At 68.0% G+C, this 20,536-nt stretch carries 23 protein-coding genes and 1 tRNA gene; 11 read left to right on the top strand and 13 right to left on the bottom strand.

Annotation, left to right across the window (positions count from 1 at the left end):
• Positions 1-12 precede the first annotated feature (12 nt).
• The gene (locus tag P5F91_RS22120; RefSeq protein ID WP_338424090.1) at positions 13-1,035 is read left to right on the top strand and encodes a heme-binding protein; all 1,023 of its coding nucleotides are present in this window, start codon (positions 13-15) and stop codon (positions 1,033-1,035) included.
• A 98-nt stretch (positions 1,036-1,133) separates the two neighbouring features.
• On the opposite strand, the gene P5F91_RS22115 is transcribed toward P5F91_RS22120, so the two are convergent.
• Entirely contained in the window at positions 1,134-2,003 is an 870-nt protein-coding gene (locus P5F91_RS22115) for an alpha/beta hydrolase family protein (protein WP_145608679.1), read from the bottom strand.
• Between the two features lie 95 nt (positions 2,004-2,098).
• Between P5F91_RS22115 and P5F91_RS22110 the strand changes: the two genes are divergently transcribed.
• The 3 genes from P5F91_RS22110 to P5F91_RS22100 all read left to right on the top strand — a co-directional run bounded on the left by P5F91_RS22110 (position 2,099) and on the right by P5F91_RS22100 (position 3,995).
• Positions 2,099-2,647, top strand: coding sequence for a TetR/AcrR family transcriptional regulator (locus tag P5F91_RS22110; RefSeq protein WP_186454516.1), 549 nt, complete (start codon positions 2,099-2,101; stop codon positions 2,645-2,647).
• Between the two features lie 38 nt (positions 2,648-2,685).
• Entirely contained in the window at positions 2,686-3,381 is a 696-nt protein-coding gene (locus P5F91_RS22105) for an aspartate/glutamate racemase family protein (protein ID WP_277908286.1), read from the top strand.
• 86 nt (positions 3,382-3,467) lie between these two features.
• Positions 3,468-3,995 (top strand): hypothetical protein, encoded by a 528-nt coding sequence (locus P5F91_RS22100; RefSeq protein ID WP_145608682.1) that lies wholly within the window; start codon positions 3,468-3,470, stop codon positions 3,993-3,995.
• 38 nt (positions 3,996-4,033) lie between these two features.
• On the opposite strand, the gene P5F91_RS22095 is transcribed toward P5F91_RS22100, so the two are convergent.
• Positions 4,034-4,876 carry a hypothetical protein gene (locus tag P5F91_RS22095; protein ID WP_277908285.1) on the bottom strand — a complete coding sequence of 281 codons (843 nt, stop codon included), beginning with the start codon at positions 4,874-4,876 and terminating at the stop codon, positions 4,034-4,036.
• Between the two features lie 186 nt (positions 4,877-5,062).
• On the opposite strand from P5F91_RS22095, the gene P5F91_RS22090 reads away from it, so the two are divergent.
• Complete coding sequence (locus P5F91_RS22090; RefSeq protein ID WP_004272298.1) at positions 5,063-5,494, top strand: OsmC family protein; 432 nt, start codon at positions 5,063-5,065, stop codon at positions 5,492-5,494.
• Positions 5,495-5,571: 77 nt separating this feature from the next.
• On the opposite strand, the gene P5F91_RS22085 is transcribed toward P5F91_RS22090, so the two are convergent.
• Complete coding sequence (locus P5F91_RS22085) at positions 5,572-6,966, bottom strand: class II 3-deoxy-7-phosphoheptulonate synthase (protein ID WP_145608684.1); 1,395 nt, start codon at positions 6,964-6,966, stop codon at positions 5,572-5,574.
• 341 nt (positions 6,967-7,307) lie between these two features.
• Here P5F91_RS22085 and P5F91_RS22080 point away from each other — a divergent pair, with 341 nt between their 5' ends.
• From P5F91_RS22080 to P5F91_RS22070, 3 genes are all read left to right on the top strand, one after another.
• Positions 7,308-9,686, top strand: a complete 2,379-nt coding sequence (locus P5F91_RS22080; protein WP_277908284.1) for a S8 family serine peptidase — start codon at positions 7,308-7,310, stop codon at positions 9,684-9,686.
• Between the two features lie 116 nt (positions 9,687-9,802).
• Positions 9,803-10,309 (top strand): DUF1993 domain-containing protein, encoded by a 507-nt coding sequence (locus tag P5F91_RS22075; protein WP_277908283.1) that lies wholly within the window; start codon positions 9,803-9,805, stop codon positions 10,307-10,309.
• Between the two features lie 144 nt (positions 10,310-10,453).
• On the top strand, positions 10,454-11,050 hold the full coding sequence (locus tag P5F91_RS22070; protein ID WP_277908282.1) for a glutathione S-transferase family protein: 597 nt from the start codon (positions 10,454-10,456) through the stop codon (positions 11,048-11,050).
• 43 nt (positions 11,051-11,093) lie between these two features.
• Here P5F91_RS22070 and P5F91_RS22065 read toward each other — a convergent pair whose 3' ends face one another.
• From P5F91_RS22065 to P5F91_RS22045, 6 genes are all read right to left on the bottom strand, one after another.
• Entirely contained in the window at positions 11,094-11,540 is a 447-nt protein-coding gene (locus P5F91_RS22065; protein ID WP_277908281.1) for a type II toxin-antitoxin system VapC family toxin, read from the bottom strand.
• Positions 11,537-11,824 carry a type II toxin-antitoxin system Phd/YefM family antitoxin gene (locus P5F91_RS29915; RefSeq protein WP_422394489.1) on the bottom strand — a complete coding sequence of 96 codons (288 nt, stop codon included), beginning with the start codon at positions 11,822-11,824 and terminating at the stop codon, positions 11,537-11,539. Before P5F91_RS29915 ends, P5F91_RS22065 begins: the two co-directional genes overlap by 4 nt.
• A 63-nt stretch (positions 11,825-11,887) precedes the next feature.
• Positions 11,888-12,802 carry an amidohydrolase family protein gene (locus tag P5F91_RS22060; protein ID WP_277908936.1) on the bottom strand — a complete coding sequence of 305 codons (915 nt, stop codon included), beginning with the start codon at positions 12,800-12,802 and terminating at the stop codon, positions 11,888-11,890.
• 15 nt (positions 12,803-12,817) lie between these two features.
• A complete protein-coding gene (locus P5F91_RS22055; RefSeq protein ID WP_277908280.1) occupies positions 12,818-13,192 on the bottom strand; it encodes an amidohydrolase family protein in 375 nt (124 codons plus the stop codon).
• A gap of 4 nt (positions 13,193-13,196) precedes the next feature.
• Positions 13,197-14,309: an isoaspartyl peptidase/L-asparaginase family protein gene (locus P5F91_RS22050; protein WP_277908279.1), complete on the bottom strand. Its 1,113-nt coding sequence runs from the start codon at positions 14,307-14,309 to the stop codon at positions 13,197-13,199.
• A 102-nt stretch (positions 14,310-14,411) separates the two neighbouring features.
• The gene (locus tag P5F91_RS22045) at positions 14,412-14,861 is read right to left on the bottom strand and encodes a monooxygenase family protein (protein ID WP_277908278.1); all 450 of its coding nucleotides are present in this window, start codon (positions 14,859-14,861) and stop codon (positions 14,412-14,414) included.
• Between the two features lie 61 nt (positions 14,862-14,922).
• On the opposite strand from P5F91_RS22045, the gene P5F91_RS22040 reads away from it, so the two are divergent.
• Positions 14,923-15,504 carry a TetR/AcrR family transcriptional regulator gene (locus tag P5F91_RS22040; protein ID WP_277908277.1) on the top strand — a complete coding sequence of 194 codons (582 nt, stop codon included), beginning with the start codon at positions 14,923-14,925 and terminating at the stop codon, positions 15,502-15,504.
• 165 nt (positions 15,505-15,669) lie between these two features.
• Entirely contained in the window at positions 15,670-16,941 is a 1,272-nt protein-coding gene (locus P5F91_RS22035) for an AmpG family muropeptide MFS transporter (protein WP_277908276.1), read from the top strand.
• Here P5F91_RS22035 and P5F91_RS22030 read toward each other — a convergent pair.
• A complete protein-coding gene (locus P5F91_RS22030) occupies positions 16,911-17,480 on the bottom strand; it encodes a hypothetical protein (RefSeq protein ID WP_277908275.1) in 570 nt (189 codons plus the stop codon). The genes P5F91_RS22035 and P5F91_RS22030 overlap by 31 nt on opposite strands.
• 255 nt (positions 17,481-17,735) lie before the next feature.
• On the opposite strand from P5F91_RS22030, the gene P5F91_RS22025 reads away from it, so the two are divergent.
• Positions 17,736-17,810 (top strand) — tRNA-Met (locus P5F91_RS22025).
• Between the two features lie 97 nt (positions 17,811-17,907).
• Here P5F91_RS22025 and P5F91_RS22020 read toward each other — a convergent pair.
• The 3 genes from P5F91_RS22020 to P5F91_RS22010 form a co-directional block, all read right to left on the bottom strand.
• On the bottom strand, positions 17,908-18,429 hold the full coding sequence (locus P5F91_RS22020; protein WP_186454517.1) for an META domain-containing protein: 522 nt from the start codon (positions 18,427-18,429) through the stop codon (positions 17,908-17,910).
• Positions 18,430-18,542: 113 nt separating this feature from the next.
• Positions 18,543-19,562 carry an alpha/beta hydrolase family protein gene (locus tag P5F91_RS22015; protein ID WP_277908274.1) on the bottom strand — a complete coding sequence of 340 codons (1,020 nt, stop codon included), beginning with the start codon at positions 19,560-19,562 and terminating at the stop codon, positions 18,543-18,545.
• Between the two features lie 48 nt (positions 19,563-19,610).
• Complete coding sequence (locus P5F91_RS22010; protein WP_277908273.1) at positions 19,611-20,486, bottom strand: class I SAM-dependent methyltransferase; 876 nt, start codon at positions 20,484-20,486, stop codon at positions 19,611-19,613.
• Positions 20,487-20,536: the final 50 nt, after the last annotated feature.

The following is a 20,536-nucleotide window of genomic DNA, read 5'->3' as shown; positions in this document are numbered from 1 at the left end:
CCACCGGCACCCATGTGCAGCGATTCAGAGAGGCCGAATATGACGGGGGAAAATGCGCCTGGTTTGAGGCGCCGCATCTTAACCGCGCAACAGAATTCGCCGGCACTGGGGCCACTGGCCCAGTTGCCGGGTCATTGGGTGGGCAAGGGCCGCGGTTGGAACATGATCGCCTTGCCGGTCGATGCTGCGCATTCCGGGGGGGTGTCGGGCAAGTTCCGTATCCTGTTCAATCAATTCGATGAAAGCTTGTCCTTCACCCACGAACTAAACGACGTGCCCAATCGCGGCGCGCCCAATGATCAAAAGATCGTAGGGTTGCAGTACATCCAGAATGTCACGCAGGTTGCCGCCATCGACTCCATGGGATCGCAGATTTCGCCCCTGAAGGCCGGCGAGGGTATTCACCGTGAGCCGGGGTTCTTCCTGAACCTGACCAATGAAGTCACGATCAGCGCGAACACCCCGCCCATGAACGGCCTCCCGCTGAATGTCGCGCGTGTGGGCAGTATTCCCCACGGCGACACCATCACCACGCTGGGTGTGTCCATCGACGTCACCAACGCGCCCATCAGCCTGGCCCCGGCCACCATCGGTGATTTTTCCGCCCTGCCCATCGGGGCGGGACCACGCGACCTCAGCAACCCCTACCTGGCGCCCTACAAACAGTTTCATGACACCCCCTTTAAGGGTGATGTGCCCTCGTCGGGCTTCCCCGGCTTCGACCCGACCGACCCGCTCAGCCTGCTGACCTTCCCGGCGGCGGAAACCTTCTCGAAAATGACCGTGCTGCTGATGGATACGACGGTGCAGGGGGGTATCGAGAACCTGCCCTTCATCGTCAAGAACGCCAATGCCACGGAGATGCGCTTCGTCCTGTGGGTCGAGGAACTGCCCGGCCATACCCCGGACCAGCCGAAGCTGCAGTTGCAGTACGCCCAGCGCGTCATCCTGGAGTTCTTCGATTCCCCCGAGTTCCCGGGACGGAAGATCCAGTGGCCGCACATCACCATCAACACCCTGCAACTGGTGCCGTGATACCACTCGCGGCCGAGCCACCGGCCGCCCAACCTGCCGTGGAAGGGGGCCGGGTCAGCTCCGCCGTCCGGTCGCATGGTACCGGACGGCACCGGCCCTTACGCGGTGCCGTCCAGCAGCAGCGGCCAGGCCCAGGCGTTGCGCTCGGTGAACAGGCGCAGATGGCCAATAGCTTTGGACCCGGCCTCCGCCGGGGTGATGACCCGGTGGCTGATGGTGGCCGCCGGGTAGAAGTCCGCCAGGCGGCGCACCCGTTCCGGCGGCATCATCTCATCATCCGCGATGCCCACCAGGGTGACGGCCCCCGTCATGCGATCGGGCATCGGATAGGGCATGGCCCGACCCCAATCCACCCGGTAAAAGGCGCGTGAGGTGCACCAGCGCCGCCACTGCCAGAACACCCCCTTAGGCAAATCCGCGCCCAGGCCCAGCAGCCGCCCCGGCAGATACCCGCAAAGCAGGGTAGCCAGCGGCCCCAGCAGGAACCAGAAAGCGATGACCGAGGGCATGTAGCTCAGCGGGTGCTTGGTCCAATGCGCGGGACCGGAGGCGACGGCGATCAACCGCGCCACCCGTCCGGCGTTGGCGTGGAAAGGCAGGCACATGCCACCCAGGGAATGGCCGACCACCCAGATTTCGGCCTCTGGATACCGATCGCATAGCCAGTCCAGCGCCGCCGCCTGGTCGACCACACCCCACACCGCCATGGTGGCGTCGGACCGGGTGACCGGCCCGGCGGCCGACGCGCCGAAGTCGCGGTAGTCATAGGTCAGCACCGCCGCGCCCCGGGCTGCCGCCAGCCAGGCGGCGAAACGCGTGTAGTAGTCGCGCGGCACGCCGGTGGCGCCATGCAGCACCACGGCCAGCCGGGGTTCACGCCCGTCCGGCGGCAGGGCCAGGCGGCCGGCCAATTGGGCGCCATCCGGGGTGGTGATGTGTACCGATTGGTCGCTTGTATCTTCCGCCATCGACGCGTCCCCCGTCCGCTGCGATCCGTTCTATGGTGACCGCCATAGAACGGGATATCACTAGACCGACCGACATACAATTGGCATTAAGGGGCATGCCGCGCCTGTCAGATGCCAAGAAGCTTTTCGTCGATACCGCCGTGACCCTGTTTCGGCGCAAGGGCTACAATGGCGTGGGCCTGAACGAGATCATCGCCGTCAGCGGCGCGCCCAAGGGTTCGTTCTACCACCACTTCCCAGGCGGCAAGGAAGAGCTGGCGGAAGAGGCAGCCCGCCTGGCCGGGCATCGCATCGCCCGCATGATCGACCAGGCCTTCACCGACGCCCCCACCTTCGCCGACGGCGTGTACGCCCTGGCCGACACCATCGCCGACTGGTTCGAGGCCTCGGACTGGCGCGATGGCTGCCCCGTCACGGCCTTGGTCATCGGCGCCATCCCCGACTCCGCGCGCCTGTCCGCCGTGGTGGCGGAGGTGCTGGAGGACTGGGCCGTGCGCACGGCAGGCCATGCCGAGCGCCTGGGCGTCAGCGACCCGCGGGAGCGGGCGGCGCGCTTTTTCATCGCGCTGGAGGGCGCCTGGCTGCTGGCCCGGGTGCAACGCACCCGTGCGCCGTTCAAGCTGGCGGCCGCCATGGTGCTGTGAGAGCGTTTCCCGTGCACGAGGCGAAGGGGGCGTCCACCATGCGTATGCTAGGCCTGATCGGCGGGATGAGCTGGGAAAGCACCACGCTCTATTACCGGCATCTCAACACCATTGCCCGTGACCGGCTGGGCGGGCTGCATTCCGCCCGCGTGCTGCTGTGGTCGGTGGATTTCGCCGAGGTGGCGGCCAAGCAGCATGCGGGTGACTGGGCAGGCGCCGGGGCCCTGATGGCCGATGCCGCCCGCCGCCTGCAGGATGCGGGTGCCGAGGCGCTGATGATCGGCACCAACACCATGCACAAGTCGGCGGACGCCGTACGCGCCGCGACCAGCATCCCCCTGCTGCACATCGCCGACGCCACCGGCCGCGCCCTGAAGGCCGCCGGCAGCACCCGCCCGGTCCTATTGGCCACCCGCTATACCATGGAGCAGGACTTCTACCGCGGCCACCTGGCCCAGCACTATGGCGTGGATGCCCTGGTGCCGGATGCCGCCGGCCGGGACACCGTCCACCGCGTCATCTACGAGGAACTGTGCCGGGGCATCGTGCTGCCCGGCTCCAAGGCCGCCATCCTGGCGGAGGTGGATCGCCTGCGCGCGGCTGCTGCCGATGGCGTCATCCTGGGCTGCACGGAAATCGGCATGATCATGGGTCAGGACGACAGTGATCTGCCAGTATTCGATACAACGCGACTGCATGCTGAAATGGCCATGGACTTCGCGTTAACAGATTAATATCTGAATGTTTTACGCCTATGGATTGCAATCCTCCATAGGAACGCTAGCATGGCGCCAGCGCGTCGGTTGGCGGGGTATGGGTGTTGTCCAGGTGGGTGAAGGGGGCCTTAGGCCTGGCCATCGTGGCCATCGTCGTTGCCGGATGGAATCTGGTCAGCGTCACCCTGCCCGTGGCCCGCGCGCTGGACCAGGATCCACGCAACACCCCGGTCCATATCGTCACCTATCACCGGGCCCTGGTGCTGCCGGGCACCCTGGTGGTGGACGTCTGGGGCACGGCGCCCACGGCCACACCGCTGGATGTGCTGCGCGTCCTGATGCAAGCCGCCGCCACCTTGCATGAGCGCAGTTATGACACCGTGGTCCTGGCCTATCGCGGCCGGCCCCGCTTCACCCTGCCCGGCTTTTACTTCCAACAGCTGGGCCATGATTACGGCCAAGGCGAGAATGCCACCGCCCTGATTCGGACCCTGCCGCAGAACGTGCGCACCCTGGACGGCAATGCCGCGTTCGAGACCTGGACCGGCGGCATGCTGGGTGTCCTGGACCGGCAGATGGACGACGTGCTGACCTTCAGCCGGCGCTGGTGGATGGAACCCCACACCTCTTGAGCCCGATACCTCTTGAGCCCGATACCTCTTGAAACGTGCTACCGCTCTCGCACAAGGTGCACGCCGCCCACGGTGCGCTCCAGACTGGCCAGCACGTCCGGAGGCAAGGGCCCCGCCGGCGCCTCCAGTCCCATCACCCCGTAGCGGCCGGCCAACAGGGCTGGCGCCAGGCACCACCACACCTGGTCGCGTGCCACGCCGGGATGATCGGCCAGATAGGCGTCGGCCGCTTGGTCAATATCATCCAACAGGGCCGCGGCGACGCCCCACTCCCCATAGAGCGCCGCGATGGCCTGGCGCAATCTGGCGGCGTTTTGGCGGCGGGCGGCCAGGATGGCTTCCACCGTGGCATCCCCCAGGTCAGGCGGCGTCACGGTCACGCCGTCCTGGGCCAGATTGGGAATCTGGCCACGGATAGCGTCCATCTGCGCCGTCAGGTGGGCGCGGGCATCGGCCGTGTCGCGCGGGTCCAGGCTGTTGGTCGAATGGAATTCCACCACCCCGCCGGGCGCCACAATCTTGCGCCGTCCCGCCAGGAAGGGCAGCAGGGCGCAGGCGGAGGCGCATCGCCCCTGGACCATCACGTCCAACTGCCGCCCATGGATCAGGCGGGCCATTTCCAGAGCGACCGCCACGTCGCCGCCCCCGGAATCCAACACCAGCGTCCGTGTCTCCGGCGTCAGGTTACGCGCCAACAAGTCAGCGTCGCCGAGCGGATGCTCGCCCGGCAGGAAGCGCCGGGGCAGGATTTCACCGTGGAAGGCCAAGGTGGCGGCGTCCACCCTCTGCCACGCCCTGTCCTGATAGGCCTGGGCGCGTACCACCATCGGATGCAGCAGGGCCACGGTCAGCAGGCTGGCCCACAGGAGCCGGCACCTCACGGCGTGGCCGGGGGACAATGCGGGCGGCGCGGAAGATCGTGCATGGACGGCCTGGAATGGTTGCGATCAGCGCATCACGGGGGTCGCCGCATGGAACTGACACGATAGCTTGCTACTCTACCCGCAGCGCCCAGGCCCCCGATAGAGCGGCCAAGGGTGTATTCCATTGCATCGAGGAGGATCGTCATGGCCCAGTTGAAGCGCACCGCGAACGCCGTCTGGCACGGGACCGGGAAGGATGGCGACGGCACCCTGACGACGCAGAGCGCCACGCTGTCCAGCGTGCCCTATTCCTACATCGCCCGCTTCGGCGATGGCAAAGGCACCAACCCCGAGGAACTGATCGCCGCCGCCCATGCCGGCTGCTTCAGCATGGCGCTGGCCTTCATGCTGTCAGGCGCCGGCTTCACCCCGGAAGAGATCAAGTCCGACGCCGTGCTGACCATGGAAGGCGAAGGCGGCGGCTGGCGCATTTCCGCTGTCAAGCTGACGGTGCGCGCCAAGATTCCAGGCATCGAGCCCGGCAAGTTCCAGGACCTGGCCGCCGAGGCCAAGGCCAACTGCCCGGTGTCGCGGGTGCTAAACGCCGAGATCACGCTCGACGCCGCCCTGGCCTGATCAGAACGGCCCAGCGCCAAAAACAACGGGCGGGGCCTCGCGGTCCCGCCCGTTTTATTTCGGTGGCGAAACAGTCCTTATTCGGCTGCCTCGGTCCGGCGCGGCTGGCCGGACCGGCTGGCCTTCAGTCCCTCGGCCACCAGGAACGCCAACTCCAGCGCCTGGTTGGCGTTCAGGCGCGGGTCACAGGCGGTATGGTAGCGCTGGGCCAACGCGTGCTCGGTGATGGCCTGGGCGCCGCCCGTGCACTCCGTGACGTCCTGGCCCGTCATTTCGAAATGCACGCCGCCGGCATGCACGCCCTCGCCCCGGCAGGCGTCGAAGAAGCCGCGCACTTCGGCCAGGATGCGCTCGAACGGGCGCGTCTTGTAGCCGGTGGCCGACTTGATGGTGTTGCCGTGCATGGGGTCGCAGCTCCACACCACGGTGCGGCCTTCGTCGCGCACCCGGCGCAGCAGCGGCGCCAGCTTGTCCGACACCTTGTCATGGCCCATGCGGGCGATCAGGGTCAGGCGGCCGGCCTCGTCCGTCGGGTTCAGGATGTCGATCAGGCGGATCAGCTCATCCGGGTCCGTGGTCGGGCCGCACTTCAGGCCAATGGGGTTCTTCACGCCACGCAGGAATTCCACATGCGCGCCATCGGGCTGGCGGGTGCGGTCCCCGATCCACAGCATGTGGGCGGAGACGTCGTACCAGTCGCCGGTGGTGCTGTCGACGCGGGTCAGCGCCTGCTCATAGGGCAGCAGCAGCGCCTCATGGCTGGTGAAGAACTCCGTCTCGCGGATCTGGGCGGTGGTCTCCGCCGTGATGCCGCAGGCAGCCATAAAGGCCAGCGCCTCATCCAGGCGGTTGGCCAGGTCGCGGTACCGCTCTCCCTGCGGGCTGCGGTCGACGAAGCCCAGGTTCCACTGGTGCACCTTGTGCAGGTCGGCATAGCCGCCCTGGGCGAAGGCGCGCAGCAGGTTCAGCGTGCTGGCGGCCTGGTTGTAGGCCTGCACCATACGCTCCGGATCCGGCACCCGCGCCTCGGCCGTGAAGTCGAAGCCGTTGATGATGTCGCCGCGGTAGGAGGGCAGTGAGACGCCGCCAATATCCTCCAGGTCGGCGGAGCGCGGCTTGGCGAACTGGCCGGCCATGCGGCCCACCTTCACCACTGGCGTGGCGCCGCCGAAGGTCAGCACCACGGCCATCTGCAGCATCACGCGGAAGGTGTCGCGGATGTTGTTGGGATGGAACTCCGCGAAACTTTCGGCGCAATCGCCGCCCTGCAGCAGGAAGCCCTGGCCCTTGGCCACCCGCGCCAAGTGGTCCTTCAGGCGCCGCGCCTCGCCGGCGAAGACCAACGGCGGATAATTGGCGAGGCGGGCCTCCACGGCTTGCAGGCGCTGGGTGTCCGGATAGGCCGGCATCTGCCGCACTTCCCGAGACCGCCAGCTATCGGGCGCCCAGCGCCCCGCCTTATCCAGTGCCATGACCCACCTCGTGAAACCCGAAAGCCAGCCTGAATTCCAAGACTTTAAGAGTAGCGACGGAGGTATCCGACGGTCGCGGGCGCGAACGCCCCTTCAAGTCTGGCAGCAAGCCGGTCTCGTTATGTACTGCCCTGTTTTATACTTTTCCAGTCTTCTTGAGGCCCTTTCACGCATTACTGTTACCCGGCAAACGCGGTTGCCGGTCGCGCCACCCCTTGAACAAAGCCCTACCCTATCCAGATGGCCGAGTCCCGGCCTAGGCAAGATGGCTTAGACTGTTCCCCTTCACGGGTCCAAAACGGGCCGGCCATGGGTCGTCAAAGGCGATCGGGAGAGGCGGTATGATGGTCCAGAACACGCGCGCCCGCGCGTCCCTGACGCGGCTGGTCCGGGTCGGCCTGCTGGCGGGCGCCTGCCTGCCCAGCGCCGCCGCGGCGCAAACCTACGCCACCGGCTACTCCGCCGGCTGGTGGTCGCAACTGGGCCTGACCAACGCCATCGAGGTGGCGGCCACCGGCGGCAGCGGCATCACCATCGGGCTGGTCGATACCGGCGTGGTGGCGACCCAGGCGGACGTCACCGGCCGCGTGTCCACCGCCTCCGCCTGCGCCGCCCGCACCTTCACCTGCCCCAGGGGCTACACCGACGACAACGGCCACGGCACTGCCACGGCCGCCATCGCGGCTGGCGCCGTCACCAGCACCGGGGCCGGCATGGCCGGTGTGGCGCCCAAAGCCACCATCCTGTCGGAGAAGGCGCTGAACGTCGGCGGCAGCGGGACGGACACGGATGTGGCCAATGGCATCATCAAGGCCGCCGACGCCGGCGCCAAGGTCATCAACCTGTCGCTGACCTACCTGCCCACCAACGCCATCGTCACCGCCATCAACTACGCCGCGGCCAAGGGGGCGGTGCTGGTGTTCGCCGGCGGCAATTCCGCCACCGCGCTGAATGGCGGTGCCAATTCCACCGGCCTTTCCGCCGCGGCCCTGACTCACCTGGCCTTCGCCGGGTCGGTCAGCGGCGCCAACAAGCTGTCCAGCTTTTCCAACACGCCCGGTTCCGGCTATGCCGTCGCCGGGACGACGCGGGTCAGCTACGCCTCCCTCTGGCTGATGGCCCCGGGCGAAAGCATCGTCGCGCCCGGCATCCAGTACGGCGTCAATGCCCTGGCCTATTGGAGCGGGACATCCATGGCCGCCCCCATGGTGTCCGGCGCCGTCGCCCTGCTGGAGGCCACCTGGCCCGTGCTGTACCGCAACGGCACCGCCACCGCCGTCCTGTTCGCCTCGGCCACCGACATGGGCACCAAGGGCGTGGACTCGACCTATGGCAACGGCCTGATGAACCTGACGACGGCGTTCAAGCCGTTGGGCACCCTGTCGGTGGTGGAGGCCAACGGCAAGTCCCTGCCCGTCACCAGCCTGACGGGCAGCCTGATCACCGGCGGCGCCCTTGGCGCGCTGGGTAGTGTCAGCGCCCAATTGGCCAGCTATACCGCCTTCGACGGTTACCAGCGCAACTTCACCGTCAACCTCAGCGGCCTGATCGCCAAGCAGCCGGTCTCCGCCTCCTCCATCACCGCGGCGCTGCCCGCCCCCACCGTCACCACCAGCAGCACCAAGTTCGCCGACGGCGGCAACCTGACGCTGGCCTATACCGACGGCCCCAGCCTGGGCGCCACCGGCCGCCCCCAGGCCCTATCGTCCCGGGACGGCTATGCCGGCCATGACGGCTGGGCCCTGTCCTACAGCCAGGGCGGCATGACACTGGCCGCCGGCCAGGGCTTCCCGGCCGCCGCCTCCTTCGCCCAGGCGCTGTGGGGCGACGCGACGCCGGTGGCGGATGCCGCCGGCACGACCGCCGGCACGCTTGGCGTGTCCACGGCCCTGACCGGCCTGGCCCAGGGCGGCGGCTTCGCGGCCCTGGGCACGGATCTGGACGGTTGGGTGGGCCGCGCCCTGGGTGGCGCCCGCCTGGCGCTCAGCTGGTCGGGCGCGCCGGGGACGGACAGTTTATCCCGCCGCGACCTGGCGGGCGGCGACTGGAACCCGTGGCGCGGGCCCGTGCTGACTGGCGGCGGGCTGGACCGCCAGGCCGACGCCGTGGCCGCCGGCCTGAACTGGACCCTGGGGCCGGGCTGGACCACCAGCCTGTCGGCCAGCCTGCTGGATGAGCGCGACGGCCTGCTGGGCAGCCGCTATCGCGGCGGCGGCGTGGTGGGCCTGGGCGACCATAACGATACCGTGTCCCTGGGCTTGGCCACCGCCGTCACCCTGTGGCCGGGCGGCAGCCTGATGCTGGACGCCAGCTTGGCCCGCACCGGCGCCGCCGACAACGCCCACGGCGTCGTCAGCGGCATCGGGCCCCTGCTGGCGCGGTCTTACGGCCTGGCGCTGGCCCAGCGCGACACGGTGACGGAGGGCGACAGCCTGACGGCCGTCTGGCGCCGTCCCCTGCGCGTGGTCGCCGGCACCGCCACCCTGCTGATGACCAGCGTGGACGACCAGGGCTATGCCACCACCACGCCTATGCGGGTGTCCCTGCGGCCGGACGGGGCGGAGACGGACATGGCGCTGAGCTACGCCGCCCCCGTGGCCACCGGCCGCTGGGGCCAGGCGCTGAGCGTGACCGGCAGCCTGGAACTGCGCCAGGACGCCGGCAACATCCGGGGCCTGACCGATCAGGTGGCGCGGGTCGGCCTCAACTTCCGCTTTTAAAAGCTGTTCGCCACATCGGTCATGTAAAATTCAAGCGCCAGGGTGACCGCGCGCACATCCGCCACCTGGGGCGCCCGTATCTTGGCCGCCATCCCAACCCTATCGGAGTGCACCCGATGTCGCTTTCCATGTACCAGGCGTCCGTGCCGGTGTTCCTGCGCCTGCTGGGCAATCTGTCCGCCATCCTGGACAAGGCCGTCGCCCATGCCGAGGCCAAGAAGATCGACCCGGCGGTGCTCGTGAATGCCCGCCTGGCCCCCGACATGCACCCGCTGGCCCGCCAGATCCAGATCGCCAGCGACGCCGCCAAGGGCGCCGCCGCCCGCCTGGCCGGCGTCGAGGTCCCCAGCTTCGCCGATACCGAGAGCACCTTCGCCGACCTGCAGGCCCGCATCGCCAAGACGGTGGATTTCCTGAAGGGCGTGACCCCAGCCCAGATCGACGGCAGTGAAGAGCGCACCATCACCCTGAAGATCCGGGGCGAGGACGTGCACTTCCCCGGGCAGGCCTTCCTGCTGTTCTTTGCTATCCCCAACTTCTTTTTCCACGTCACCACCGCCTACGACATCCTGCGCCACAATGGCGTGGAGCTGGGCAAGATGGACTTCCTGGGCCGTCCGTAAGCGACATCCGGGTCTTTGCAGATCAGAAGGCGGCGTCCCCGGGGCGCCGCCATTTTCATGTACGGGCTACTGCCATATTCTGTCAGCGTCACATCATAAAGTGACCCCCGAGACCAACAACCGACACCCTTGGGAGACGTCACGATGCTCACCTTCTTCCACTGCCCCAGCACCCGCTCGTCCAGCATCCATTACCTGCTGGAGGAACTGGGCGTGCCGTATGAAAGCGAACACATCGACATCCGGGCCGAGGGCGGCGCGCCGGAAAGCTATCGCGCCATCCAACCGCACAAGAAGGTGCCGGCCGTCCGGCATAACGGCGTGGTGGTGACGGAGCGCGCGGCAATCACCCTCTACCTGGCTGATGCCTTTCCGGAGGCGGGCCTGGCCCCCGCGCTGGACGACCCGCGCCGCGGCCCCTACCTGACCAGCGTGGTCTACATCGATTCCGTGGTCGACCCCTGCCTGGTGGCACACATGAACCAGTGGCCCTACGACGGCAAGGGGGCGGCCTACGGCAAGTTCGAGGACATGGTGGCCAACCTGGAGCGCACCTTGAGCGCCCACGACTACGCCGTCGGCGACCGCTTCACCGCCGCCGACACCCAGTGGGGCGTCATGATGTACTGGGCCCTGGACGTCATGGGCCTGTTCAAGGACAAGCCCGTCTTCCGCGCCTACCTCAACCGCCTGGCCGAGCGCCCGGCCTTCCAGCGCTTCGCCAAGGCTATGGCGGCATAATTCCGGAGACCCGGAATCTCCGGCTGGCTGGCCGACGGGGGGCCTAGCCCCCCGTCAGCGTATCCCAGGGATTTAAAATAGCGGCCCCGCTATGTCTCACGTCCTGAACGTTCCGGGTAACCAATGTCAACCCGTGCTCCAGAGCCGTGGCGGCGAGCAGTGTATCCATGACAGGGGACGGGTGCCCAGTGAGACGCCGGACCGTTCCCGTCACGATGCCCCACCGCCGGACAATGGCATCACTGACAGAGAGAGTACGGCCTTGGAACCGGTGGGCGAGACCGTCGCGGGTTATGCCAATCTGAACACGACGCGCGTCATCTTCGGGCAGGTTATGGATGCCCTTTTCATATTCTCCCAATGTGAGGATGCTCAGGAAGAGCTTCCTCTCGTCCACCGACGCGGCCCAACTTTTCACGGACGGCGCCCCTCTGGGATTGATCAGTGCCGCCACGACATTGGTATCGAGCAGCCATCCCTTCGCCGTCAAAGGTCAACATCCCGGCCCATGTCACGATCCCGGACCGGTTCCAAGTCATCACCGCCGTATAAACTCTCCAGAAATTGGACAAGCGGCTGGCGAGGCGGTTGCGGTGGTATGAGATCCGGCAGATCCTCAGCTGCGATCACGACAACAGGGTCGCGACCCCGGGTCGTGACGGTCTGCGGCCCCTCCGTGCGCGCACGACGGACGACCTCACTAAAACGCGCTTTCGCATCCTCCAGCTTCCAAGTCGCCCCTGGGGCACAGACGATCTTAGCTTTGCGGGTCATGGCAGCATCCATCTGACTAGCTGACCAGATTGTACCGGAACACTGCTAGCCACGCCATCACCCCTATGGCTTCCGCACCACCGCGCCACCCTTCATGACAAAGACGACGTTGGCCACGGCGCCGATGTCCTGGGTGGGGTCGCCGGTCACGGCCACCAGGTCGGCCAGCAGGCCGGCGTGGATGCGGCCGAAATGGTCGGCTTGGCCCAGGATGCGGGCGTTGGTGGCCGTGGCCGCCGTCAGCGCCTGGACCGGGGTCATGCCGTAGCGCACCATCCACACCAGCTCACGCGCGTTCTCGCCATGGGCGAAGACGCCCACGTCGCTGCCGCAGCCGATGGTGACCCCCACCTTCAGCGCCCGGCGGAAGGCAGCCTCCGCCGCCTGCATGGCCGGCGTGGGCGGGGTCTGGCCGGGGACGTAGCCCTTGAAATAGCGGCTGGTGGCCTCCGGCGCCGTCAGGGTGGGCAGATAGGCGACGCCGCGCTTGGCCATTTCCTTGAAGGTGGTGTCGGTGCCGTCATAGCCATGCTCGATGGTGTCCACGCCGGCCAGCACCGCCCGGCGCATGCCCTCATCCGACGCGGCGTGCGCCGCCACCGGGCGGCCGGTGTCGTGGGCGGCGGCGATCAGGGCCGCCATTTCCGCCTGGCTGAAGGTGGGGCGGGTGCCGCCGTCCGGCCCTGTGCGATAGTCGGCATAGAACTTGATCCAATCCGCGCCGCGCGCCGCCTGACCCCGGGCGGCGGCGGCCACCGCCGCCTCACCGCTCGCCTCTTCCGCCCCCTGGGGCAGGTCCATATCCTCGCGGAACTTGGCAACGGAAGGTCCGTAGGCGCCGCTGGCCACGATGGCACGGGTGGCGACGAACAGGCGCGGTCCAGGGATCAGCCCATCCTCGATGGCCTTCTTCAGCCCGATGTCGGCATAACCCGCCCCCTCCGTCCCCAGGTCACGCAGGGTGGTGAAACCCGCCAGCAGGGTGGCCGTGGCCTAACGCCCCGCCCGCAGGGTGCGGTAGGACAGGCTTTCGCGCAGCACCTGGTCGTCCCACGACGCCTCGTTATAGGGGTGCAGGAACAGGTGGGAGTGCAGGTCGATCAGGCCGGGCAGCAGCGTGGCGTCCGGCAAATCCAGCACCGCCACATCGGCCGGCGCGCCCAGGGACGCCTCAGGCCCCACGGCCTGGATGTGGTCACCCTTGACCAGGACGGCCCAACCGGCGTGGGGTGCCGTCTCCTCCGCCGTCCAAACCCGTGCCGGGCGGATCAGCAGCAAGGCATCGTCCGCCCGTGCCACCAGCGGCAGCAAGAACAGGACCGTGGCCACGCAGGCCGCGAGCAGCCCCCTTGGAGTGAACCGTCGCATGGGATCAGGGCTCGTTCTTCGGATGGGCCTTGGCGGCGCCCTCGTCCTTGAAGATGCCGAATTCCGGCGTCCCGCCCTGCTTCACCCGGATGCGGTACATGCCGGTGGTGTTGAAGCCCCAGGCCAGCGTGCCGTCGGGGGCGGCGGCGATGACGCCGCCGTCGCCGCCCAGGGCCGTCAGGCGGTGCTGGATGACCTCATCCACCGCCGCCTGCAGCTTCATATGCTGGTACTGCACCAGGGCGCAGATCTCCCGCGCCACCGTCAGGCGGATGAAGTACTCACCCGACCCGGTGGCGGAGACGGCGCAGGATTGGTTTGAGGCATAGGTGCCGGCGCCGATGATGGGGCTGTCGCCGATTCGGCCCGGCCGCTTGGCGGTCATACCACCGGTGGAGGTGGCGGCGGCCACGTTGCCCTTGGTGTCCACCGCCACGGCGCCCACCGTGCCGAAGCGATGGGCGTCAGCCGGCTCGAAGTTTCTGAGGTCCAGCAGGGTATGCTTGTCCGGCTCCGCCGGCGCCCCGGCCGGACGCGGCGGTACCGGCACGCCCTTGTCCGTCAGTTCCTTCACCAGCGCCTGCCAGCGCCGTTCGGTGAAGAACCAGGCGGGGTCGGCCTGTTCCAGGCCCGCCTCCTTGGAAAAGGCGTCCGCCCCCTCGCCCGCCAGCAGGACGTGCGGCGTCTTTTCCATGACGGCGCGGGCCAGGCTGATGGGGTGGCGGGTATGGGTGACGGTGGCGACGGAACCGGCCTTCAGGGTGGCGCCGTCCATGATGGCGGCATCCATCTCATTGCGGCCGGCGGCGGTGAAGACGGCCCCCCGGCCAGCGTTGAACAGGGGGTCATCCTCCAGCACCTTGACCGCGGCCTCAACCGCGTCCACCGCCGCGCCGCCGGACTTCAGCACGGCGGTGCCGGCCTCCAGCGCCGCGGTCATGCCGGCCTGGTAGGCGGCCGCCGCTTCCGGCGTCAGCTTGGCGGGATCGACCGTGCCGGCGCCGCCGTGCAGTTCCAACGACCAGGGGTGCGCCTTTTCGGCCGCCGGCGCCGTACCGCCCAGCAGCGTCCACCCTAGAGCCACACCCGCCAGCATCCGCGCACCGGTCGTCGCCATGCCCCTATCCCCTCAACGCCGTCATCCATGACCGTCCCCCAAGGACGGCCGCCGATCATCCCGCAGAACGGATAAGGGATAAAGGCCCATCAGCCAGGAACGTCAGCCCGCGGCCAGGCGCTCCCGCGCGCTCATGAACGGACCGGTGGGGGTGCGGGCGGTGGCGAAGGCGCCGAAGCCGATGAGGCGGGGCATGTTGACGTACACCGCCTCCATCCCGCCCTGGCGGCGGTAAGTCTCATGCCAGAAGCCCGCACCGGCATCCTTGGCCAGGAAATCCCGCCACCAGGTCTTGTGCGGCTCGCTGCGGGTGAAGCGCTCCAGGCTGTCCAGGTCGCGCCAGTATTGCCGCATGCCGATGTGGCGCAGGCCATAGATCATCCGTTCATGCGCCAGCAGGCCCTCGGGAAAATCCCGGGCGATGCGATTCAGGCCCTGGCCCAGCCGCATCAGGCCCCGGATGCCGCGCAGGCTGTTCACATGAAAGCCCAGGTAGATCACCACCAGGTCGGGATAGGCGGACAGGTCGACCGAGGCGCGGCGCTGTTGCATGACAGCCTCTCAATGAAGTTTACTTCGTAAACATACGGCATTTAAAACAGGGATGTTTACAGTGTCAACCGAGAAGGCTACCTATCATCACGGCAAGCTGCGCGACGCCCTGGTGCGCACGGCGCTCAGCCTGCTGGAGGAAAGCGGGGTGGAGGCCCTGACCCTGCGGGCGGCGGCGCGGGGGGCGGGGGTGTCGGCCATGGCGCCCTACCGCCATTTCGCCGACAAGGCCGACCTGCTGGCGGCGGTGGCGGAGCAAGGCTACGCGGACCTGCGCGACCGCCTGGCCCGGGCCGACGCGGCGGCGGACCCGCGCCAGGCCCTGGTGGAGCAAGGGGTGGCCTATGTGCTGTTCGCCCTGGAGCGTCCGGCCCTGTTCCGCATCATGTTCGGGGCGCCACTCGGCGGCATGCCGCCGAAACCACCCACCGCTGGAACCGCTTACGGCATCCTGGCCGCCCGGGTTGCCGGCCTGGTGCCGGAGGAGAAGCGCGAGGCCGCCGTGGTGGCCGCCTGGTCGCTGGTCCACGGCCTGGCCTGCCTGACGGTGGACGGCCGACTGACCCCCCAGGCCGATGCAGCGTCGCCCGAGACCCTGGCGCGCCAGGTGACCGGCCTGTTCGCGGCGGGGCTGCCGGCGTGATGGCGTGAAGCCTGGACGGGGGCATGCCGCGCAGGCGATGATGCCGCCGTCCCAGACGTCCCCGACAAGGGCCCCATCAAGGGCAGCGCCGCCTCCATGACCGTACCGTCGACTCCGCCATCCGCCGCACCTGCCCCCGCATGGACCCTCTGGCTGGATCGCCGCGTGCTGACGGTGCTGTTCCTGGGCTTCGCCAGCGGCCTGCCCTATTTCCTGCTGTTCTCCACCCTGTCGGCCTGGCTGACGGAGGTGCACGTCAGCCGCACCGCCATCGGCCTGTTCGCCATGGTGCGGATGCCCTTCATCTTTAAGCCGCTATGGGCCCCCCTGATCGATCGCTTGCCTGTGCCGATATTGACGCGACGGTTGGGCCAGCGGCGTGGCTGGGCACTGGTGACCCAAGCCCTGCTGATGGCTACCCTGCTGGCCATGGCGACCAGCGATCCTGCCGCCAATCTCTATTGGCTCGCAGTGGTCACCATCGCCACGTCCTTCGCTTCAGCCAGCCAGGACATCGTGCTCGATGCGATGCGTGTGGAACTGCTGCCCGACGCAATGCTGGGGCCGGGGACCAGCGCCTTCATGGTGGGTTATCGCTTGGGTATGATCGTGGCAGGCGCGGGTGCCCTTTATCTAGCAACCGTACTGTCCTGGCCCATGGTCTACACCATCATGGCGGCCTTGGTCGCCATCGGCATGATAACCGTATTGCTAGCTTCCGAACCGGACCACCCGCCAGTCACGGCCTATCAAGATCTGAAGACATGGGTGCGCGATGCGGTGATAGCGCCGTTTATGCGTTTCGCCACTCGGCGTGGCTGGCTTGCCATTGTGCTGTTTGTCGCGGTCTACAAGGTCGGGGACGTGTTTGTGAATGTTATGGCCACCAATTTTTTCTTATCAGACGGTTATTCCAAAGTAGAGATCGCGACTGTCACAAAGCTACTGGGCCTAGCTTGCGCCATCGGCGGCGCCGTCTGCGGCGGCATGCTGGCAAGCCGACTTGGCCATATGCGATCACTGCTGCTATGCGGTTGCCTTATGATTTTCACCAATCTTATGTACGTCGTGTTGGCGACCCAATCCCACAGCATCGTCCTATTGGCTGTGGTCGTCGGGCTGGAACTCTTCGCCGGCGGCATGAGCTCGGCAGCGTTCACAAGCTTTCTATCCCGCCTGTGTGATGCAGGCTTCACCGCCACGCAGTACGCCTTGCTGTCCAGTCTAGCCACTCTGCCCTTGGACATGCTGTCTGGCAGCAGTGGGATTTTGGCCGACCGCCTTGACTCTTGGCCGTTGTACTTCACCGTTTGTGCGGCCATGGGCATACCCGGCCTATTGATGCTAGGGCTTATGTCCCGTCTGGCGGACATTCGCCATCGTCCAGCAGAAGACGCCACCGCCGATCAGGACGGGCCGCGACCCGTGCCGGCATGATCGGCAAGCGGTGCCGCCTCCACCGTCACCGCCCCCAGGTCGATGCCAGCCTCCCCTCCCTTGCCCGACAGCCTTACGCTGCCACCCACCAGGCTGACGCTGTTGCTGATCCCGGCGCCGCCCAGGGTGCGATTCACGCCCGCCAGCAGACCGCGCAGATTGATGGGCCGGTCGGCATAGATCACCGGGTCCAGCACCTGGGTGCGCAGCACCAGCCGGCCGCTGGTCAGCGAGGCCAGCGGGTCCACCTCCACCACCGCGCGGGCGGCGGTGATGGACGGCCGGTCGGGCGTCAGGGGATTGGCCAGGCTGAGGTCATGCAGCACCAGGCGGGCGATGACCCCGCGCTGCACCTCCGGCTCCGCCCGCACCACCACGCCGCTGGCGGGGTCGTCGCTCAGGCGCGCCATGACGGTCTGGGCCCAGCCGGGCAGATCCACCGCGTAGGGGAAGACCACCACCAGGACGACCGCCATGAGAATGAGGAACCCCACCAGGCGGAACAGCAGGCGGAAGGGGGCCGTGATCAGGGACAGCATGCGGGTTTGGCGGCGTCCAGGCGGATAGGATGCGGCGGTGACTGTATCGGTGGTACCCTTGCCCCGCCACCTGTTCTTCGCGGCGCCGATCGCCCGGCGCGGGAGGGATTGGCGCTTGATAAGGGCCGCGTTCGGCGGCGCATCGGACCCATGCCGAAAAATGCGCCGTGGCTTTGGCGAGGGCCTTGACAGGCCCCGGTCAGGTGTCCTACATGACGGCCCTCACCAACGCCGGCCCGTCCGGCGGTGGTTTATGGCAGCGTAGCTCAGTGGTAGAGCAGGGGAATCATAATCCCTTGGTCGGGGGTTCAAATCCCTCCGCTGCTACCAATTCGGTGGTGTCTAACCCGCACCCGCCGCTTACACGAACCCCTGGGGCGACCTGCACGGACCCCAGGGGTTTGTTGTTTCTGAACATCGCGATAGCTTACTGGCCCACGGTGTTGCCGACCGACCCCGGTTCCGGCGTCTCCCCACCCAGGACACGCACGAACAGCAGTTCGTCGCCCTCGCTGCTGGCCAGCGTCAGGGTATCCAGATCGCGGCCGGGATCACGCTCGCGGGTCAGGGTGGTGGCGTTGGCCAGGACGTTCAGGTAGTCCTGCTCCAGCTTGGCGCGTTCCGGCGACAGGCAGGCCATGCGGGTGGTGGCGGCCGGCAGCACCTGCAGGTATCCCCCGCCCAGGGTATAGCCACCGCGATAGCGGTTGCAGCCGGCACTGCCCGACAGGATGTTGGCCGCCCCATCGCGGCTGAAGCGTATGCTGATGGGCCCGCCGTTGCCGCCGGGCATGAGGGGATAGGCGCCGCCGTTGCGCTGCTGCCAGTGCTGCAGTTCCCACCCCGTGCCGGCCAGATCCTCCGCCGAGACGTTGGACACGGGCGTGGGCATGGAGCACCCGACCAGGGCCAGAGCCGCCAGGCACATGATCGCAACGGTACGCAGCATCCTCATCCTCCCCAAGGTGTCGGCAAGCCCTTGTTCCGCATGCCGAATGTGGTGAGGTCAGACTACGCGCGGGCAAAACCGCTGGCGATACCCCTTAAGCGTGCGCCGTCCGGCTAGGGGGCCTTGCCCTCCGGCCTAAGCGGGTCCGTTTTCCAGAACCAGGCGAAGGCGCGGGCGTATTCCGCCGCCGTCTCCGCCGTGCTGCCGGGCGTGGTCGCCAGGCTGTGGTCGGCACCGGAAATGCGCCGCAGGGTGACGTCGCGTCCATTGGCGAGCAGCGTGGCGGCCGTCAGTTCCAGTGACAGCAGGGGTGTGGCCTGGTCCTCCGTCCCGCCGGCCAGGTAGACCCTCGCCTTGGACCGCCGCAGTTCCTCCGCGGCCGAAACCCGCAAGAAGGAACTCCACCGCCGATAAGGGTGGCCCCAGACGAAGGTGGTGGCGTTGTCGGGGTCGGCGTTGATGGCCCGTACCTGGTCCGCCAACCCGTCCAGCCCGTCACGCCCGACATGGGCCCAGCCGCCGCCCAGGTAGGCGAAGGCGATGATGTCGAACAGTTGCGTGGGCCCGCCGGCGCCGAAGGCCGCGACATCGGTGATGGTGGCGTCGTGCCCCGCCAGCAGGGCCGCCATCACCGCCCCTTCGGAATGGCCGAAAGCCAGGGTGCGGGCCGCGTCCACCCCCGGCTGTCCCCGCGCGTCGGCCAGCGCTGCCTGCAGGGCGGCCAGCCAGCGCTCCGCCGTGAAGTCCTGGTTGAAACGGGCATCGCAGCCTTCCGCCCCCGTGCCCTTCGCCCCCTCGGGCAGGCCGGCATAAGGCTTGTCCACCGCCAGCACGGTGAAGCGGCCATCCTTGAGTGCGGCACCCAAGGCGAAGAAGCGGGTGCTCCTGCGGCCGTCCGTGTCATGGAACAGCGCGGCGCAGCCGGAGCCCTGGATGACCACCGCCAAGGGGCGCGGGGGCCCCTGCGGCGCGGACAGGTAATAGGTCACCTCACGGCCCAGGGGGTCGATGATGTGATGTTCCAACAGGGGCCACCCCGGCACCGCCGTTCCAGCCGACGAGGCCCCCATCGCCGCCCCACCCCCCATGCACGCCCAGCCCATCAGGACCAGGCCGGGCATCCACCGCCGCATCGCCCACCTTCCCCAGCTACCTATCGGAAAGTGTATGGGCGCCATCGATTACAATCCACGCGTTATTGGTGACGGGCTGGTAACAGAGGCGTGCGCCAGGCGTCCGACACCGCCCAGCGCCAGGCCGTCGGCACGGCCGGCGAAATAGCGGGGGTTCAGCTCCGCCGGACCCACATCCACCACCGCGCCGAAACCCAGGCCACGGAGATCCTCGGCCAGCGCGTCGGGGGTGAAAAAGGTGCGCCACGGCTCACCCTCCGCCGCCGCGCGGTCTGCGATGGCCTGGAACGTCACGCGCTGGCCGTCGGTCAGGCGATCGGGCGGCAGGCTATAGTCGAAGACGATGCCGCTGCCGGCGGGCAGCGCCGCCACCCGCCGCAGGGTGTCGAGGATGGCGTCCCGCGTCAGATAGACGGTGACGCCCAGCCAGGCGACAAAGGCCGGCCGGTTCCAGTCGAAACCGGCACGCGTCAGACCATCCGCCAGGGTGTCGCTCTCGAAATCGACGGCGGCATAGGCCACACCGGCGGGCGGGGCGATGCCCGCCGCCGCCAGCATCTCTCGCTTCCACGCCTGTGTCGCCGGATGGTCGACCTCCAGGACGCGCAGGCCGGGATGGGGATTGCGATAGGCGAACGTGTCGAGGCCGGCGCCCAGCACCACGTACTGGTCCACACCCTGGGCCACCGCCGCCGCCAGCGCGTCTTCGGCGAAGCGGCTGCGCGCCACCAGGGCCGCGCGCAGGAAGCGCGCCGGCGGCGCATGTAACCGAGCCTCATCCGCCTGGATGCGGGCCTCCGCCTCCGGCCCCAGGAGGGGTAGGGCCAAGGGGTCGGTGAAGACGAGAGGCGCGTCCATCAATTGATGCGCCGCCCGCAAGGCGGCGACGGCCAGGGCGGTGCGGCTGGCACGACCTTGTTGCATGGGACCTCCGGCACCTGGGAAACGGAGCCGCACTGTACCATGGGAAGGTG

This window comes from Nitrospirillum amazonense, from assembly GCF_029594735.1.
GTDB lineage: Bacteria > Pseudomonadota > Alphaproteobacteria > Azospirillales > Azospirillaceae > Nitrospirillum > Nitrospirillum amazonense.
Note: the sequence above shows the minus strand (reverse complement) of the source record. Positions and strands in the feature narration are given on the sequence as shown.